The organism is Pseudomonas sp. CFBP13508, assembly GCF_005233515.1.
In the GTDB taxonomy this organism is placed as follows: Bacteria; Pseudomonadota; Gammaproteobacteria; order Pseudomonadales; family Pseudomonadaceae; genus Aquipseudomonas; species Aquipseudomonas mercuritolerans.
Map to the genome: position 1 here is coordinate 206,511 of NZ_QFZZ01000006.1, position 16,169 is coordinate 222,679.

A 16,169-nucleotide genomic window follows, 5' to 3' on the forward strand; every position below is an offset into this window, starting at 1 on the left:
TGCGCTTTGCAACGCTTGATCGCGAAAGAGCATTGCTGAAAAGCCTGGCCCGCCGGGCTTTTTGGAATGCCTGTCTCAAGAGAAACCGTTCGAACCCAACCCATCACTCATCAATCACCCACGGAGGCGTGACATGACAAACGAGCAACAAGCGTTGGCGGACATGCCGATCTGGCTGGTCATCCTCCTTGCCGTCGTTGGCGGGGTGTCCGGCGAGATGTGGCGCGCCGACAAGGAGGGCGCTCGCGGCTGGTCGCTGGTGCGGCGTCTGGCTCTGCGTTCCGGCGCCTGCATGATCTGCGGCGTGTCGGCAATCATGCTGCTGTATGCCGCCGGCATGTCGATCTGGGCCGCTGGCGCGTTTGGCTGCCTGACGGCGATGGCCGGCGCTGATGTAGCCATAGGCCTTTACGAACGCTGGGCGGCCAAGCGTATCGGCGTATGTGAACTGCCGCCGCGCGACCAGCCTTAAATCTCCACGCATAGCCCTATGCGAGCGAGTCTGCTCGCGAAAGGGACGTCAGCTTCAGCATCGATGTGACTGATCGACCGCTTTCGCGAGCAGGCTCGCTCCCACAGGGACTGCGGCGTCCACTGTAATTTCTCTTACTTCGGAACACCCCCATGAAGATCACCCCGATCCTCACGCAACTGCGTGGGCAATGCCCTGGGCTTGCCAATCATGTTTCGGTGGGTGTCGATCTGGCGTTGCTGCAAGGCGACTCCGATCTACCGACACCCTCAGCCCACGTTCTGCCGCTGGCCGATCTGGCCAGTTCTGGCAGAGCACAAAACCTCGCCACCCAACCGATCCGCGAGCGTTTCGAAATCGTTCTGGTGCTTGACGCTACCGACGCTACAAAAGCGCTGGATCTGTTGCACGACCTGCGCGCCGAACTGTGGCGCGCACTGGTCGGTTTCAAACCTGATTCCACTTACAGCGCCATCGTTTATGACGGCGGTGAGCTGGTCTCGATCAACAGCAGCCGCCTGTTTTATCGGTTGCGCTTTTATGCCGAGTTCCAGCTCGGCCGCAATCTGCCAAGTCAGCCTGCGGAGAGTTGGCACGAGCGCGAACTGGACGCTTTGTCGTCCTTTACCGGGATGACGGTGCGGGTCGACGCGATCGATCCTGCCGACCCCAATCTGCAACGCCCGGGCCCGGATGGCCGGGTGGAAATGACTTTCTCTGGAGATGTAACCCCATGAGCAACCGCATCACCGTAGTGCCGGCCGCTGGCCGTGTCGTGCCTGACCCGGAGGCCGGCGACCTGTTGCCGGCTGCAGGCCGTGACGTGCTGGACAGCGCCTGGTGGCGCCGGCGTCTGGCCGACGGCGACATCACATTCAAAACCGCAAAAGCGGCTAAACCACAGGGAGCCAAATAATGGCAATCGGATTCAGCAACATCCCGGCGGACATTCGTGTGCCGCTGTTCTATGCCGAAATGGACAACTCGGCCGCCAACAGCGCGACCTCGGCCATGCGCCGTTTGATCGTTGCTCAGGTCAACGACAATATTGCCCCGACTGAAGTCGGCAAACTGGTGCTGGTTTCCAGCGTGGCGCTGGCGAAAAGCATCGGCGGCCAAGGCTCGATGCTCGCTTCGATGTACGAAACCTTCCGCAAGGCCGACCCGATCGGCGAGATCTGGTGCCTGCCTCTGCACAACACTGAAGGCGCTATCGCCAAAGGCGTGTTGACCCTGACCGGCACCGCGACTCAGGCGGGCATGCTCAACCTGTATGTCGGCGGCGTGCGCGTGCAGGCCACCGTGGTCAACGGCGCCACCGCCGCTCAAGCGGCCACCGCACTGGCGCAGAAAATCAACGCCACTGCGGACCTGCCGGTCAGCGCTGCCGCTGCTGAAGGTATTGTCACCCTGAACGCCAAATGGACCGGCGACAGCGGCAACGACATCAGCCTGCAATTCAATCGCCTGGGCAAGAGCAACGGCGAAGAAACTCCGGCCGGTCTGACCAGCGCAATCACCGCCATGACCGGCGGCGCCGGTGTACCGGATCAGATCGCTGCCGTCGCAGCATTGGGCGATGAGCCTTTCGAATTCATCGCGCTCCCGTGGTCCGATCTGGCCACTCTCAACACCTGGCAAGCGGTCATGGATGACAGCACCGGGCGCTGGTCGTGGGCCAAGCAACTGTTCGGTCACGTCTACAGCGCCAAGCGCGGCACGGTCGGCACTCTGGTCGCCGCAGGCCAGGCCCGCAACGATCAGCACATGACCATCCAGGCGCTGGAGCCGGGCGTACCGCAACCGTTTTGGGTACAGGCCGCCGCGCTGGCTGCACGCACGGCGGTGTTCATCTCCGCCGATGCCAGCCGTCCGACGCAAAGCGGCAGCCTGCCGGGTGTTGACCCGGCGCCGGCAAGCGAACGTTTCACCCTGACCGAGCGTCAGTCGCTGCTCAACTACGGCATTGCCACCGCCTACTACGAAGGAGGTTACGTGCGCATCCAGCGCTCGATCACCACCTACCAGAAGAACGCTTACGGCCAGGCCGACAACTCCTATCTGGACAGCGAAACCATGCACCAGTCGGCGTTCATCGTGCGTCGTCTGCAAAGTGTGATCACCAGCAAATACGGCCGCCACAAACTGGCCTCCGACGGCACCCGTTTCGGCGCCGGCCAGCCGATCGTCACGCCAGCGACCATTCGCGGCGAGCTGATCGCGCAGTACGCCAAGCTTGAGCTGGAAGGTCATGTGGAGAACGCCGAGCTGTTCGCCGAGCACCTGATTGTCGAGCGCGACGTGCAGGACCCGAGCCGCGTGAACGTGCTGTTCCCGCCGGATTACATCAATGGCTTGCGCGTGTTCGCACTGCTCAACCAGTTCCGTCTGCAGTACGACGACGCGGCCTGATCCGCGCGGTCGGCATTAAGCATTCAGCCCACCTCGCGTGGGCTTTTTATTTGAAGGGAGAAATACCATGGGTCAACTGATTGCAGGCACCTGCTACGTCAAGGTCGACGGCGCACAACTGACCATCAATGGCGGCTGCGAAGCGCCGCTGATGGCGGTCAAACGTGAAACCGTCGTGCCCGGTTTCTACAAGGAAACCGATATCGCGCCGTCGTTCAAAGTGACCGCGCTGCACACCGCCGACTTCCCGCTGAAGAAGCTGATCGAAGGCACCGACATCACCGTCACCTGCGAATTCAGCAACGGCAAAGTCTACGTGCTGGCCGGCGCCTATCTGGTCGAGGAGCCAGTCTCCAAGGGCGACGACGCCACCATCGAACTGAAATTCGAAGGCATCAAGGGGACCTGGCAATGAGCGGCGCCGTGAAGCTTCAGGTTGCGATCGAAGCCCACGGCGAGCCTCTGACCGAACTCGTCCTGCGCCGCCCGACGGTGCAGGAAGTGCGAGCGATCAAGGCGCTGCCATACAAGATCGACAAGAGCGAAGAAGTCAGCCTCGACATGGACGTGGCGGCCAAATACATCGCCGTGTGCGCCGGCATCCCGCCGTCGTCGGTCAACCAGTTGGATCTGGCTGACCTCAATGCGCTGAGCTGGGCCGTTGCGAGTTTTTTCATGAGTGCGGCGTCGGCGCCATCACCGACCTGATCGCCGTCGCCTATGACCTGGCCTGGTTCTGGAAGGTTGACCCCGAACAGATGATGGCCAGGCCACTGGATGTGCTCCGCGAATCGCTGGAGCACGCGCAACGGATCAATGCGATGCAGCAGGTGCAGTGATGGCCAATACTCAGATAAATGCACTCCAGCAAAACATGCAGACTACCGTGAACATGCTCGTCGTGATGCAGGGTCTGCAGAAGATGGACGCTGAGATGAAGGGCGTCCGGGGCAAGGTGGCGGCGTTCAGGAAAAGCCTGGAAAGCAGTTCGATCAAGCCCTTTGATTTGTCCGGTTTCATTTCCGGTGGCGGCTTGCTCAAACCTTTTCAGGAGGGACTGAAGAAGGCGATCAAGGCCGAAGACGAACTGGCGACCAAGAACAAAAAACTCAATACGCCGACGCTGGGCAAAGACGCGCTGATTCCTGCACCGTTGAACAAGTCCGTTACGGCGCAGGTACCGGCGGTAGTGAAGGGGGAAACCTCGGCCAATCTGGCGAAGTTCAACGTCTCGCTCGACAACATTTCATTGAAGATCGGTCAGGCGTTGTTACCAGCCGTCAACGGCCTTGTAACGGCGCTGGTGCCGGTGGTGACTTCGGTCGGTAAGTTTGTCGCCGATCATCCCCAACTCGTGGAGGGGCTGGCGGCGGCAGCGCTGGCGTTTACGCTGGTGACAACAGCGGCTGCCGGTTTCAGCGCGGTGCTGACGCTGCTTGCTTCACCCGTCGGGATATTCGCCGCCGGGGTTGCCCTGGCGGCCGGGCTGATCGTCGCCAACTGGAAACCCGTCTCGGCTTTTTTTGCTCGACTGTGGCAAGAAATCGCCCCCGTCGTAATGCCGATGGCCAGTTTTTTTCGGACCCTGTTCGGGTTCACTCCGATGGGCATGCTGATCAGCAACTGGGGACCGGTGAGCACGTTCTTCGCGGCACTTTGGAATGTGCTCAAGGCGCTGGCTGCGCCGGTCATCGACTTTTATGCAACGTTGTTTGCGTATTCCCCGCAGGCGCTGATTTTGAAGAACTGGGCGCCTCTGGTCGGACTTTTTGCGTCGATCTGGGATCTGCTCAGAGCGGTGTCAGTACCGGTCGGGGCTTTTTTCCAGGACCTTGTCGAGTCAATCAAACTGCCCGTGCTCGCCCTGTATGCGGTGATCCGCGAGCAGTTGGGCTGGTCGCCTCTGGAGTTGATCATTCAAGCCTGGGGCTCGGTGACGATATGGATCGAGAAATGGAGCGAGAAGTTTTACCAGGCGCTTGCACCGGTCAGGGCGTTTTTCAATGGAGGTTTGGGTGAGCTCGCTGCCGAAGCGTCGGCCAAGGTCGATGTCTTTACCCATGCCCAGGAACGGACCAATGCCCAAGGCAAGGGGGAATGGGCGCCAGAGTTTTTCGGCTCCAGTGCTGATTCCGCTGCCACACGTCCAGCGTCGATGGGGGCGCTGACACAGTCCTCGAATTCACTGACGCAAACTTCCAACAGCTTGATCCAGCAAAGCGCCGCAAACAACCGTACGCAACTTGAAGGCGGCCTGACCGTGCGCTTCGAAAATGCACCGGCAGGCCTGCGCACCGAACAACCGCAAACCAATCAACCCGGCCTGGCCGTGTCTTCGCGCATCGGCTATCGCTCGCTGTCGATGGGAGGTTCCCAATGAACTGGCGTGACCGTTTATTGCCGGCATCCTTTCGCGGTGTCGGTTTCTGGATCGACCAGGCGAAAACCCCGGTCGGACGCAAGGGGCAGTTGCATGAATACCCGCAACGCGACCTGCCGTTTTTCGAGGACCTCGGCCAGCAGGCCAAGACCCACGATCTGACCGCGTTCATCATCGGCCCCGATTGCCTGGAGCAGCGCGACAAGCTGCTCAAGGCGCTGGAGCAGGGCCGTGGCGAACTGGTGCATCCGTGGCTCGGACGCCTGCAGGTCAAGGTCGGCGAATGCGACATGACTCACACCCGCCAGGACGGTGGGTTGGTGACATTCGCGTTGAAGTTCTATCCCGACCAACCCCTGCCGTTTCCGACCGCCACGGTCAGCACGCAGAAAGTGCTGCTGGCCAAAGCCGACACTCTGCTGGGTTCGGCGGTGGCGCGATTCGAACAGGCGATGACTTTGATCAAGGCTGCGCGGATCGGCATCACCAACCTGCGCAACAGCCTTACCGGGGTTTACGAGGTGATCAAAGAGCAACTGAAACCTTTGATCGAGCAGTACCGGCAGATCACTGAACTGGTCAAAGCCGTGAAGGAGCTGCCCAAGGAAGTGGCGGCGGAATTCAAGGGTTTGCTCGGCGATATCAAGGAGCTGAAAGCGTTCGCCAAGGAAGGCTACCGGGGCGTGATCGCCGACGTGTCGCAGCAACTCGAAGCGATTCGCAAGGCCGATGTGCCGAAGATCACCACGGGCAAGGACACCAATGCCGCAGCCCAAGCGATGGCTGATCTGGTGCAAGACACGGTGCTGGTCAAAGTCGCACAGTGGGTCGCGTCGATGCCGGTGGCGACCACGCCGGTGAAGCTGGCGTCGACACCGTCGGTGGCGCAACAGTCGACCTCGCCGGTCAGCCGCCAGGAAGTCCCTGTCAGCGATGACATGCAAGCGCTGCGCACGGCGGTGACTGCCGCCATCGACCCGATGCTGGCGAAAGCCGGGCCTGCGCACTACCAGGCAATCAACGATGTAAAGGAAGCGCTGGTGGCTCATCTCAAAGCGGTGGCGTCCTCCGGCGTGCGGCAAGTCAGCAAGTCGTTTCAGGAAAGCTTTCCGGCGGTAGTCGTGGCCTACAAACAATTTGGCGACGCTACGCGGGTCGATGAAGTGACTCAGCGCAACGGGATTACCCATCCCGGTTTCTCGCCCAACGACGTGAAAGTCTCGCGGGAGTGATGCCATGAACGAGATGGACAATCACGTCACGCTGACGGTCAACGACATGGAATACGGCGGCTGGAAAAGCGTCGAGATCACCGCCGATCTGGAGCGTCAGTTCCGCACCTTCAAACTCGACATCACCTGGCAATGGCCAGGGCAGGCCGTGGACGAAAGGATCAAACCCGGCGACCCCTGCGAAGTGAAAATCGGCAAGGACCTGGTGCTCACCGGTTACGTGTTCAAAGCACCGATCCGCTATGACGGGCGGCAGATCAGCCTGACCATCGAAGGCAGTTCCAAGACCCAGGATTTGGTCGATTGCGCCGCTCGCAACCTGCCCAGCCAATGGCAGCAACAACCCTTGCTGACTATCGTCCGCGATCTGGCGAGCGAATATGGGCTGTCAGTGGTCAACGAGATCAGCGAAACCACACGCCTGACCAAACACACCATCGTGCCGGGTGAAACGGCATTCCAGTCGATCGACCGATTGCTCTCGCTGCTGCGGGTGTTTTCCACCGACAACGAGCTGGGCCAGTTGGTGCTGGCCAAACCCGGTAGCGGTGGGCGCGCCAGCGATGCGCTGGAGCTGGGCAAGAACATCCTGTCGGCCAGTGCGCCAATGGATTTCAGCCAGGTGTTCTCCGAGTACCGGGTGATCGGCCAGCAAAAAGGCTCGGATGCGAAAAGCGGCGCGGCGGTGAGTGAAGTCGAGTCGACCGCGGCCGATCTGAGTTTCAAACGGCGGCGCACCACGGTGATCAACGAAGGCACGCAACTAACCTTTGAGTTGGCGCAGCAGCGTGCCCAATGGGAAAGCGCGACCCGCATGGGCCGCGCACAGACCACCACCTATCAGGTGCAGGGCTGGCGGCAGAGCAATGGTGATCTGTGGCGCCACAACACGCTGGTCAAGGTCAAGGATCCGGTGCTCGATTTCGATGGTGACATGCTGATTTCCAAGGTCACCTATTCGTTGTCGGCGCAGGGTTCGGTGACCACGTTGCAAGTGGCCCCGCCGCATACCTTTGATCCTGATCCGACGCCCCCGAAAAAAACCTGAGCCTGACCCCGAACCCTGTGGGAGCGAGCCTGCTCGCGAGAGCGTCGCCAGCCTCAACATCACAGCGCCTGACCCGCCGCGTTCGCGAGCAGGCTCGCTCCCACACTGATCCCATTCGGGCGACTCTTTTCAAGGACATCCCATGAGCCTACTGACACGCCTGCTGGCGCGCGGCACTGTCGTGCTCGCCAATTCGGCTTCGAAACTGCAATCGCTGCAAATGCGCCTCACCGCCGGTGAAATCAACGACGACCTCGAACACTTCGAACCCTACGGCTTCACCAGCCATCCGCTGGCCGGCGCCGAGGGGGTTGTCACCTTCATCGGCGGCGACCGTTCCCACGCCATCGCCCTGGTCATCGCCGACCGCCGCTATCGCCTGCAAGCACTCGCTGCCGGTGAAGTGGCGATCTACACCGACGAGGGCGACAAAATTCACTTCAAGCGCGGGCGGATCATCGACATCGAAACCGTCACGCTGAACATCCGCGCCAGTAGCGCAGTGAACTTCGACACGCCGGTGATCAACCAGACCGGCAAGATCGTTTCCACCGGTGATCAACTGGCCGGCGGCATCAGCCAGATCAAACACGTGCATGTTGGCGTGCAGGCCGGCAACGGTCAGACCGGCGCGCCGGCAGGAGGCCAGTGATGTTCATCAGCCAGAACCTCCATGCCGCACTGACCCGCGCCGTACTGATCAGCCTGTTCACCTGGCGTCGCGCCGCCGATGACGATGCCCTCGATGACGAAGAACGCTTCGGCTGGTGGGGCGACAGTTTCCCCACGGTTGCCGACGATCGCATCGGCTCGCGGCTGTGGCTGTTGCGCCGGGTCAAGCTGACCCGGCAAACGCAGATGGACGCCGAGTTCTATGCCCGCGAAGCCCTGCAATGGCTGCTCGACGACGGCCACTGCAGCGCCATCGACATCATCAGCGAACGCCTCGACGCCCAGCGCCTGAACCTGCGCACGGTCCTGACCCTGGCCGACGGTGAACGTCTGGACATCAACCCCGATAACAGTTGGCAGGTGATCTATGCCGTTTGAAACCCCTTCGCTGCCGGTGCTGATCAAGCGCACCCAAAGCGACCTGGCCGGCGATTCGCTGCGCCAGTCCGATGCGCAAGTGCTCGCCCGCACCCTCGGCGGCGCCGCTTATGGCCTGTACGGTTATCTAGACTGGATTGCCCAACAGATCCTGCCCGACAAGGCCGATGAATCGACGCTGGAACGCATCGCCGCGCTGCGCCTGAATCAGCCGCGCAAAGCTGCGCAAGTGGCTACCGGCAGCGTCAGTTTCAGCGCCAGCACCGGCGCTGTGCTGGATGTCGACACCTTGCTGCAGTCCGATGATGGACGCACCTACAAAGTCACGGCCGCGCGCATCGCCGTCAGCGGCACTAACAGCACCACGATCGCTGCGCTCGATGCCGGTAGCGTGGGTAATGCCGACGCCGGTCTGACGTTGAATCCGGTGCAACCGATTGCCGGTGTGATCGGTAACAGCTTCATCGTTCAGCCACCTGGCCTCACAGGCGGCGTCGGCACCGAAAGCCTTGAATCGCTGCGCGCCAGAGTCATTCGCTCTTATCGATTGATTCCTCACGGCGGCTCGGCGCAAGACTACGAAACCTGGGCGCTGGAGTGCCCCGGTATTACCCGTGCATGGTGTCGTGGCAACTTCCTCGGCCCTGGCACCGTCGGCGTGTTCGTCATGCGTGACGATGATCCGCAACCGATTCCCAACGAAGAGCAGTTGGCGGAAGTCGAAGCCTACATCGAACCGCTGCGACCGGTGACCGCGGACGTGAGGGTGATGGCGCCGGTACAAGTGCTGGTCAAGTACAAGTTGCGCGTTACTCCGAACACCAGTGCAGTGCGCGCGGCGGTTGAAACCCAGTTGCGGGATCTGCACAACCGCGAGGCGGGGCTGGGCGATACGTTGTTGCTCAGCCACATCACCGAAGCCATCAGCAGCGCCACCGGTGAAAGCGATCACAGTCTCATCAGCCCCTCGGCCAACGTTAGCGCCCAAAGCAATCAATTGCTGACATTCGGGGGGTGCGAATGGCTGTCCTGAGAAGTCCCAGACAATACCGGCAGCAGTTGCGCAGCCTGCTGCCCAGCGGTCCGGCCTGGGACCCGGAACGAGTGCCGGAACTCGAGCAGGTTCTTGAAGGCGTCGCTCAGGAACTGGCTCGCCTCGATGCCCGGGCAGCGGATCTGCTCAACGAGATGGATCCGGCTGGCGTCAGCGAACTGGTACCCGACTGGGAGGCAGTGATGAACCTGCCCGACCCATGTCTTGGTGCGACTCCGCTCTATGACGATCGCCGCCTGGCTGTCCGTCGGCGGTTGCTGGCGGTGGGCAACCAGTCCGCCGCGTATTTCATTGAGGTCGCACGCACCCAAGGCTATCCAGAGGCCACGGTGACCGAACTACGGGTGCCGCGAATGGGGCGTTCGCGGTTCGGCGGCGCGCATTTCGGCACCTGGAAAGGGCAGTTCATGTGGATCCTCAACACCGGTGGCCGCTTGGCTATCGGGCGGCGTTTCGGCGCCAGTTATTGGGGCGAACGTTTCGGCATGTACCCAGGCTCGGCTCTGGAATGCCTCATTCACCGCAGTGCACCGGCGCATACCCGGGTGTACATCAATTATGACTAAGGACTGAATAAATGGATTATCCAAAAAGCGTACCCAGCGTCGGGCTGGTCGATGGCAAGTTTGTTGATGAGAACCCGGTGGCAGGCACGCCGGGATCGTTGATTCCGGCATCATGGGGCAATGCGGTAACCGAAGAAATACTCGGTGTGATCAAGGGCGGTGCGCTCAAGCCCGATGAAGCCGATGTCGGACAATTGCTGACAGCCGTGCGCAAGATCAGTCAGGCCGGGCTCATCGATTTCGCACTCGATACCGGTACGGCCAATGCTTATGCAGCCAACTATTCGCCGGCACCTGCGACGCTGGTAGACGGCATGGTGTTGCGCTTCAAGGCTTTGAATACCAATACCGGCGCCAGTACATTTTCCGTAGCCGGTTCGGTCGCCAAACCGCTGGTTGGTCTTGACCATACTCCGCTTCGCTCGGGTGAAATCGTTGCGACGGGAGATGTCTGGGTGCAATGGAACAGCTCGCTGGGCAGCGGCGCCTGGATTCTGATCGCCAGTACCGGCGTGGCCAGACAGTTGGGTGCCGACGTAGGCGATATGAAAGCCGTCGCTACCGTAGACGCACCCAGTGGCTGGCTCAAGTGCAACGGACAGCCTGTGTTGCGTACCCAATATGCCAATCTTTTCGCAGCAATCGGCACCCGGTTCGGTGCCGGTGACGGTGCAAATACCTTCAACCTGCCGGATTTGCGTGGTGAATTTGTTCGGGGGCTGGACGAGGGCCGTGGTGTCGATCCGGGGCGAGTTCTGGGTAGCAAGCAGGCCGGGCAAAATGCTTCCCACGTTCACGATGTGTCAGCCGCTGCTGCAGGTAACCATGCTCACACGGCGCGCACTGATGCTGCCGGAGTACACGCGCATGGCGGCGCTGTTACCGGCGGAGGCGCATTCAACATCGACACGGTCATGGGCGGGCAGGGGACAATCAACGGCGGCAATACCGCAGGTTCCATCATGGGATCGAGCTCGGCGCCTTTCATCAATCGCAACTTTACAACCAACGCCCCCGCTCACACCCACGGCATCGTGGCGGACGGCAACCATGCGCACAACGTCGGTGTGGATGCCGCCGGGCAACATACGCATACGATCTCGATGGCGGCCGCGGGCGGCAACGAGGCTCGGCCGATGAACACCGCGCTGTTGTACGTCATCAAGTTTTGATAACCGCTGTCCGGGACCCTCATCAGGTGGGCCAAGCGTTGCGATAGAACCCTGAAAACTCCGGAAAAAAATGGCTGGCAGGCATCAGTCGCCAGCCGTGATTCAATCGGGGCCATATCCAGGGAGGATCAAGCATCATGCAATTAACTGAAAAACACCTTATCGACATCATGCCCAACGCCCGCTCCCAAGCGGGCGTTTTTGTTTTAGCACTCAACGCCGCCATGGCCAGGCATCGCATCGACACGCCAAAACGTGTTGCGGCGTTCCTCGCCCAGGTTGGTCACGAGTCGGGCCAATTGCGTTACGTGCGTGAACTGGGCAACAACCAATACCTGAGCAAATACGACACCGGCACCCTGGCGCTGCGTCTGGGTAATACGCCCGAGGCGGATGGCGACGGGCAAAAATATCGGGGGCGTGGGCTCATACAAATCACCGGTCGCGCCAACTATCGCCAATGCAGCCTCGGTTTGTTTGGCGATGAGCGTCTTTTGTCGTTACCCGAATTGCTTGAGCAACCGCAATGGGCGGCGGAATCGGCGGCGTGGTTCTGGGCGCAGAAGGGCCTGAATGAACTGGCGGATGCGGACCAGTTCAACACCATCACCCGCCGCATCAACGGCGGGTTGAACGGCTTGCAGGATCGCCTCGAGATCTGGGCGCGGGCGAGGGCGGTGCTATGTCCGGCTCCTGGCGCGTGATTGGTCTGATGGCGCTTGTGGCCGGGGCGTTTGCAGCTGCATGGCAATTGCAGGACTGGCGCTACGGGTGGCAATTGGCCGAGCAGGGGCGGTTAAACGCCGAAACCCTCAATCAACTGACGCAGACCGCCGCCACCGCGCAACAGGCCGAGCAGGATAAACGCCTGGCGCTGGAGCAACGGCTCGCGGCCAGTGAACAAACCCATTATCGAGCGCTGAGCGATGCCCAACGTGATCAGGATCGCCTGCGCGATCGCCTTGCTACTGCCGATGTGCGCCTGTCAGTCCTTGTCGACGCCGGCGACGTTGCCCACGGCTGTGCGCTGCCAGCCACCGCCGGCACCGGCGGCGTGGATTCTGCAGCCGTACGCGCCCGACTTGACCCGGCGCATGCTCAACGAATTATCGCCATCACCGACACCGGCGACCGCGCACTGATTGCCTTGCAGGCCTGTCAGGCCTATGTCAGAGCGCTGGCGCCCGAACATCTTGAATGATTCTGTGTATTGAAAGCGCGTCCGGCTCGTGTACGGTGAAGGCATTCCACACGATCCGGAGCTTGCCGTGAAAGAGATCACCCAACTGGCCGCAGAACTGGGCCGACGTCTGCAAGTGCTCAATGCCCACGTCACCACTGCCGAGTCTTGCACCGGCGGCGGGATTGCCGAAGCGATCACGCGGATTCCGGGCAGTTCGGCCTGGTTTGAAGCGGGGTACGTGACGTATTCCAACCGGCAGAAAACCCGGCAGCTGGATGTGCCGGGCGATTTGTTCGAGACGGTAGGGGCGGTCAGTCGCGAAGTGGTCGAGGCCATGGTGCGCGGTGCGCAGCAGCACAGCCTGGCGCATTTTGCCGTGGCGGTCAGCGGTGTCGCCGGCCCCGACGGTGGCACGCCGAACAAACCGGTGGGCACGGTGTGGCTGGCCTGGGGCGTTGGCGACGCGGTTTCCAGCGAGGTTCAGCACTTCGCCGGCAACCGTGATGAAGTCCGCCGACAAACGGTGAAGGCCGCGCTAGAGGGACTTGTGCGACTAGCGGCACGAGAAATCGAAAATCAGGGGTAGGCGATCTTCGAACGCTGTGGAATAATACTGGCTACTTATACAGGTGTTGGCCGTCAGGCCTTATTGATTACGTGAGGACTTTAATGGACGACAACAAGAAGAAAGCCTTGGCTGCGGCCCTGGGTCAGATCGAACGTCAATTCGGCAAGGGTGCCGTAATGCGTATGGGCGATCAGGACCGTCAGGCGATCCCATCCATCTCTACTGGCTCTCTGGGTCTGGACATTGCACTCGGCATTGGCGGCTTGCCAAAAGGCCGTATTGTTGAAATCTACGGTCCTGAATCTTCCGGTAAAACCACACTGACACTGTCGGTCATCGCCCAGGCGCAAAAAGCCGGCGCGACCTGCGCATTCGTCGACGCCGAACACGCGCTTGATCCAGAGTACGCCGGCAAGCTGGGCGTCAACGTTGACGACCTGCTGGTTTCCCAGCCGGACACCGGCGAACAGGCCCTGGAAATCACCGACATGCTGGTGCGCTCCAACGCCGTTGACGTGATCATCGTCGACTCCGTGGCGGCATTGGTGCCGAAGGCTGAAATCGAAGGTGAAATGGGCGACATGCACGTCGGCCTGCAAGCACGTCTTATGTCTCAGGCGCTGCGTAAAATCACCGGTAACATCAAGAACGCCAACTGCCTGGTCATCTTCATCAACCAGATCCGCATGAAAATCGGCGTGATGTTCGGCAGCCCGGAAACCACCACCGGTGGTAACGCGCTGAAGTTCTACGCCTCGGTTCGTCTCGACATCCGCCGTACCGGTGCGGTGAAAGAAGGCGACGAAGTGGTCGGCAGCGAAACCCGCGTCAAGGTTGTGAAGAACAAGGTGGCTTCGCCGTTCCGCCAGGCCGAGTTCCAGATTCTTTACGGCAAAGGCATCTACCTTAACGGCGAGATGATCGACCTGGGTGTGCTGCACGGTTTTGTCGAGAAGTCCGGCGCCTGGTATGCCTACGAAGGCACCAAGATCGGTCAGGGCAAGGCGAACTCGGCCAAGTTCCTGGCGGACAACCCGGAAATCGCCGCGAAGCTTGAGAAGCAACTGCGTGACAAGCTGCTGGCACCAGTGGCAGACGTCAAGGCTTTGGCCTCCCGGGACAAGGTCGATAACATGGCTGAGGCCGATGTCGACGTTTGAAGTCATTGAATGACTCTTGTACTTGATACCCTCGTCGCGGTGCGGCGAACCGCCATGGACCTGCTCGCACGTCGCGAGCATGGTCGAGTCGAGTTGACGCGCAAGCTGCGTCAGCGCGGCGCCGAGGCGGAGCTGATTGAAACAGCCCTCGACCGTTTAACGGAAGAGGGGCTGCTTTCCGAAGCCCGTTACCTTGAAAGTTTTGTTTCCTACCGCGCCCGTTCCGGCTATGGCCCTCTGCGAATTCGCGAGGAGCTCAGCCAGCGAGGTTTGCAACGTACCGATATCGAAATCGCCCTGCGCGAAAGCGGTATCAACTGGCAGGCGCAGCTTCAGGATACGTGGCAACGCAAGTTCTCCGGACATTTACCGATTGATGCGAAAGAGCGGGCCAAGCAAGGCCGGTTTCTGGCGTATCGGGGGTTCTCGATGGAGATGATCAACCGCTTGTTCAGCGGTCGAGGGATGGACGATTAAACCGATTCAACAAAAAAGGCCCGCTATTTTTTAGTAAATAGCGGGCCTTTTTTTGCCTTCAAATTACGTTGGAAGGCTCGCGTGAGCGTTGTGCAGTGGGCGGTTTTGAATCGGCCCAGTTTTCCGGCAGGTTGATAAAGTCGACCAACTCTCTCAGGCGACCATGGGTACGGCCATTGAAGGCAAACGCCAATCGCGCCAAGTGGCTGAACTGTGCATCGTCGTGTTCTTCACCGTTGTAGGCATGTTGATGAAACTGGTCGCTGAGGCACAGATCGGCGAACTCTTCCTGCATCTGCGCCAGAGCCTGATCGCTGAGCTTGTGGTTCATGCGGATCACAAACTGCCGCTTGAGCCAGCGGCTGGAGTGGAAGTTGCTATAGAACTGATTGATCTCCTCCACCGCTTCTTCAACGCTGTAGACCAGGCGCATCAACTTCATATCCGTCGGCAGGATATAGCGGTTTTCTTCCAGCTGATTGCGGATGAAGTCCAGCGCTCCCTGCCAGAAGGTACCGCCCGGAACATCCAGCAACACCACCGGCACCAACGGGCTTTTGCCAGTCTGAATCAGCGTCAGCACTTCCAGCGCTTCATCAAGGGTGCCAAAACCGCCCGGGCACAGCACCAGCGCATCAGCCTCTTTGACGAAGAACAGTTTGCGGGTGAAGAAAAAGTGGAACGGCAACAGCTTGTCGGTGCCATCCACGGTCGGGTTGGCGTGCTGTTCGAAGGGCAGGGTGATATTGAAGCCCAGGCTGTGATCACGGCCGGCGCCTTCGTGGGCGGCGGCCATGATGCCGCCGCCGGCGCCGGTGATCACCATCATTTCCGCACGCGTCAGCGCTGCGCCGAGTTCGCGGGCCATCGCGTATAGCGGATGTTCCACTGGCGTACGTGCCGAGCCGAACACGGTGACTTTGCGCCGGCCTTTGAATTGTTCGAGCACGCGGAACGCCTGCTCCAGTTCACGCAGGGCTTGCAGGGTGATCTTGGCATTCCAGCGGTTGTGGTCTTCCTGAGCCATGCGCAGCACGGTCAGGATCATGTCGCGGTAGATGGGGATGTTCGGGCTGTTGGCGGAAACATGGTTGAGTTGTGCTTCGACCTGGCTGATGAGGTCGCCGCTTTCCTGAAAATGACGGCTCAAGAGGTCATTCGGCTGATAAGGCATTCAACGTCTCCTTCTGTACAGAGCGGGTAGCCCGGACAACCAGCGTCCGGGTCGCACTGCAAAAACACACAGGGCCGGCAGTTCCATTTCTGCCGTTAACGAATGATCGGGAATACTCTCAATCTAGACCCTCGCACGCATTCGCGCTGACTTGAACAGTGCGCTGTAACGTTTTGCCTGGCAACCGCTTGCTGATTTGCGCCAAAGCCCCGCCGCTCGTC

At 60.5% G+C, this 16,169-nt stretch carries 20 protein-coding genes; 19 read left to right on the plus strand and 1 reads right to left on the minus strand.

The features are described 5' to 3' along the window. Positions 1-133 precede the first annotated feature (133 nt). The 19 genes from PspCFBP13508_RS18195 to recX all read left to right on the plus strand — a co-directional run bounded on the left by PspCFBP13508_RS18195 (position 134) and on the right by recX (position 14,774). The gene (locus PspCFBP13508_RS18195) at positions 134-472 is read left to right on the plus strand and encodes a phage holin family protein (RefSeq protein ID WP_130910393.1); all 339 of its coding nucleotides are present in this window, start codon (positions 134-136) and stop codon (positions 470-472) included. 152 nt (positions 473-624) lie between these two features. Further along, entirely contained in the window at positions 625-1,209 is a 585-nt protein-coding gene (locus PspCFBP13508_RS18200) for a hypothetical protein (RefSeq protein ID WP_137215320.1), read from the plus strand. Continuing rightward, positions 1,206-1,388 carry a DUF2635 domain-containing protein gene (locus tag PspCFBP13508_RS18205; RefSeq protein ID WP_130909727.1) on the plus strand — a complete coding sequence of 61 codons (183 nt, stop codon included), beginning with the start codon at positions 1,206-1,208 and terminating at the stop codon, positions 1,386-1,388. The genes PspCFBP13508_RS18200 and PspCFBP13508_RS18205 overlap by 4 nt, the downstream gene beginning before the upstream one ends. Next, complete coding sequence (locus PspCFBP13508_RS18210) at positions 1,388-2,884, plus strand: phage tail sheath subtilisin-like domain-containing protein (protein ID WP_130909728.1); 1,497 nt, start codon at positions 1,388-1,390, stop codon at positions 2,882-2,884. Before PspCFBP13508_RS18205 ends, PspCFBP13508_RS18210 begins: the two co-directional genes overlap by 1 nt. 67 nt (positions 2,885-2,951) lie before the next feature. Continuing rightward, positions 2,952-3,299, plus strand: a complete 348-nt coding sequence (locus PspCFBP13508_RS18215; RefSeq protein WP_007908779.1) for a phage tail tube protein — start codon at positions 2,952-2,954, stop codon at positions 3,297-3,299. Then, positions 3,296-3,592: a phage tail assembly protein gene (locus tag PspCFBP13508_RS18220; protein ID WP_007908778.1), complete on the plus strand. Its 297-nt coding sequence runs from the start codon at positions 3,296-3,298 to the stop codon at positions 3,590-3,592. The genes PspCFBP13508_RS18215 and PspCFBP13508_RS18220 overlap by 4 nt, the downstream gene beginning before the upstream one ends. Positions 3,593-3,722: 130 nt before the next feature. Continuing rightward, positions 3,723-5,264: a phage tail protein gene (locus PspCFBP13508_RS18225; RefSeq protein WP_137215321.1), complete on the plus strand. Its 1,542-nt coding sequence runs from the start codon at positions 3,723-3,725 to the stop codon at positions 5,262-5,264. After that, positions 5,261-6,496, plus strand: coding sequence for a DNA circularization N-terminal domain-containing protein (locus PspCFBP13508_RS18230; RefSeq protein WP_137215322.1), 1,236 nt, complete (start codon positions 5,261-5,263; stop codon positions 6,494-6,496). The genes PspCFBP13508_RS18225 and PspCFBP13508_RS18230 overlap by 4 nt, the downstream gene beginning before the upstream one ends. Before the next feature lie 4 nt (positions 6,497-6,500). Continuing rightward, entirely contained in the window at positions 6,501-7,544 is a 1,044-nt protein-coding gene (locus tag PspCFBP13508_RS18235; protein WP_137215323.1) for a phage baseplate assembly protein, read from the plus strand. A gap of 142 nt (positions 7,545-7,686) precedes the next feature. After that, a complete protein-coding gene (locus tag PspCFBP13508_RS18240; protein ID WP_137215324.1) occupies positions 7,687-8,196 on the plus strand; it encodes a phage baseplate assembly protein in 510 nt (169 codons plus the stop codon). Further along, positions 8,196-8,594 carry a phage GP46 family protein gene (locus PspCFBP13508_RS18245; RefSeq protein WP_016771422.1) on the plus strand — a complete coding sequence of 133 codons (399 nt, stop codon included), beginning with the start codon at positions 8,196-8,198 and terminating at the stop codon, positions 8,592-8,594. The genes PspCFBP13508_RS18240 and PspCFBP13508_RS18245 overlap by 1 nt, the downstream gene beginning before the upstream one ends. Beyond that, positions 8,584-9,627 carry a baseplate J/gp47 family protein gene (locus tag PspCFBP13508_RS18250; protein ID WP_130887808.1) on the plus strand — a complete coding sequence of 348 codons (1,044 nt, stop codon included), beginning with the start codon at positions 8,584-8,586 and terminating at the stop codon, positions 9,625-9,627. Before PspCFBP13508_RS18245 ends, PspCFBP13508_RS18250 begins: the two co-directional genes overlap by 11 nt. Beyond that, positions 9,615-10,214 carry a putative phage tail protein gene (locus PspCFBP13508_RS18255; RefSeq protein WP_137215325.1) on the plus strand — a complete coding sequence of 200 codons (600 nt, stop codon included), beginning with the start codon at positions 9,615-9,617 and terminating at the stop codon, positions 10,212-10,214. The genes PspCFBP13508_RS18250 and PspCFBP13508_RS18255 overlap by 13 nt, the downstream gene beginning before the upstream one ends. Before the next feature lie 11 nt (positions 10,215-10,225). Beyond that, complete coding sequence (locus tag PspCFBP13508_RS18260) at positions 10,226-11,386, plus strand: tail fiber protein (RefSeq protein WP_137215326.1); 1,161 nt, start codon at positions 10,226-10,228, stop codon at positions 11,384-11,386. A 137-nt stretch (positions 11,387-11,523) separates the two neighbouring features. Beyond that, positions 11,524-12,090 carry a glycoside hydrolase family 19 protein gene (locus tag PspCFBP13508_RS18265; protein WP_137215327.1) on the plus strand — a complete coding sequence of 189 codons (567 nt, stop codon included), beginning with the start codon at positions 11,524-11,526 and terminating at the stop codon, positions 12,088-12,090. Continuing rightward, the gene (locus PspCFBP13508_RS18270) at positions 12,069-12,587 is read left to right on the plus strand and encodes a lysis system i-spanin subunit Rz (RefSeq protein ID WP_137215328.1); all 519 of its coding nucleotides are present in this window, start codon (positions 12,069-12,071) and stop codon (positions 12,585-12,587) included. Before PspCFBP13508_RS18265 ends, PspCFBP13508_RS18270 begins: the two co-directional genes overlap by 22 nt. Before the next feature lie 67 nt (positions 12,588-12,654). Next, positions 12,655-13,155 carry a CinA family protein gene (locus tag PspCFBP13508_RS18275; protein ID WP_137215329.1) on the plus strand — a complete coding sequence of 167 codons (501 nt, stop codon included), beginning with the start codon at positions 12,655-12,657 and terminating at the stop codon, positions 13,153-13,155. A gap of 83 nt (positions 13,156-13,238) precedes the next feature. Further along, on the plus strand, positions 13,239-14,297 hold the full coding sequence (gene recA / locus PspCFBP13508_RS18280; protein WP_137215330.1) for a recombinase RecA: 1,059 nt from the start codon (positions 13,239-13,241) through the stop codon (positions 14,295-14,297). A 9-nt stretch (positions 14,298-14,306) separates the two neighbouring features. Further along, on the plus strand, positions 14,307-14,774 hold the full coding sequence (gene recX / locus PspCFBP13508_RS18285; RefSeq protein ID WP_130911062.1) for a recombination regulator RecX: 468 nt from the start codon (positions 14,307-14,309) through the stop codon (positions 14,772-14,774). 58 nt (positions 14,775-14,832) lie between these two features. Here the strand turns inward: recX and PspCFBP13508_RS18290 are convergent, their stop codons facing one another. After that, complete coding sequence (locus PspCFBP13508_RS18290) at positions 14,833-15,948, minus strand: TIGR00730 family Rossman fold protein (protein ID WP_130911061.1); 1,116 nt, start codon at positions 15,946-15,948, stop codon at positions 14,833-14,835. Positions 15,949-16,169 lie beyond the last annotated feature (221 nt).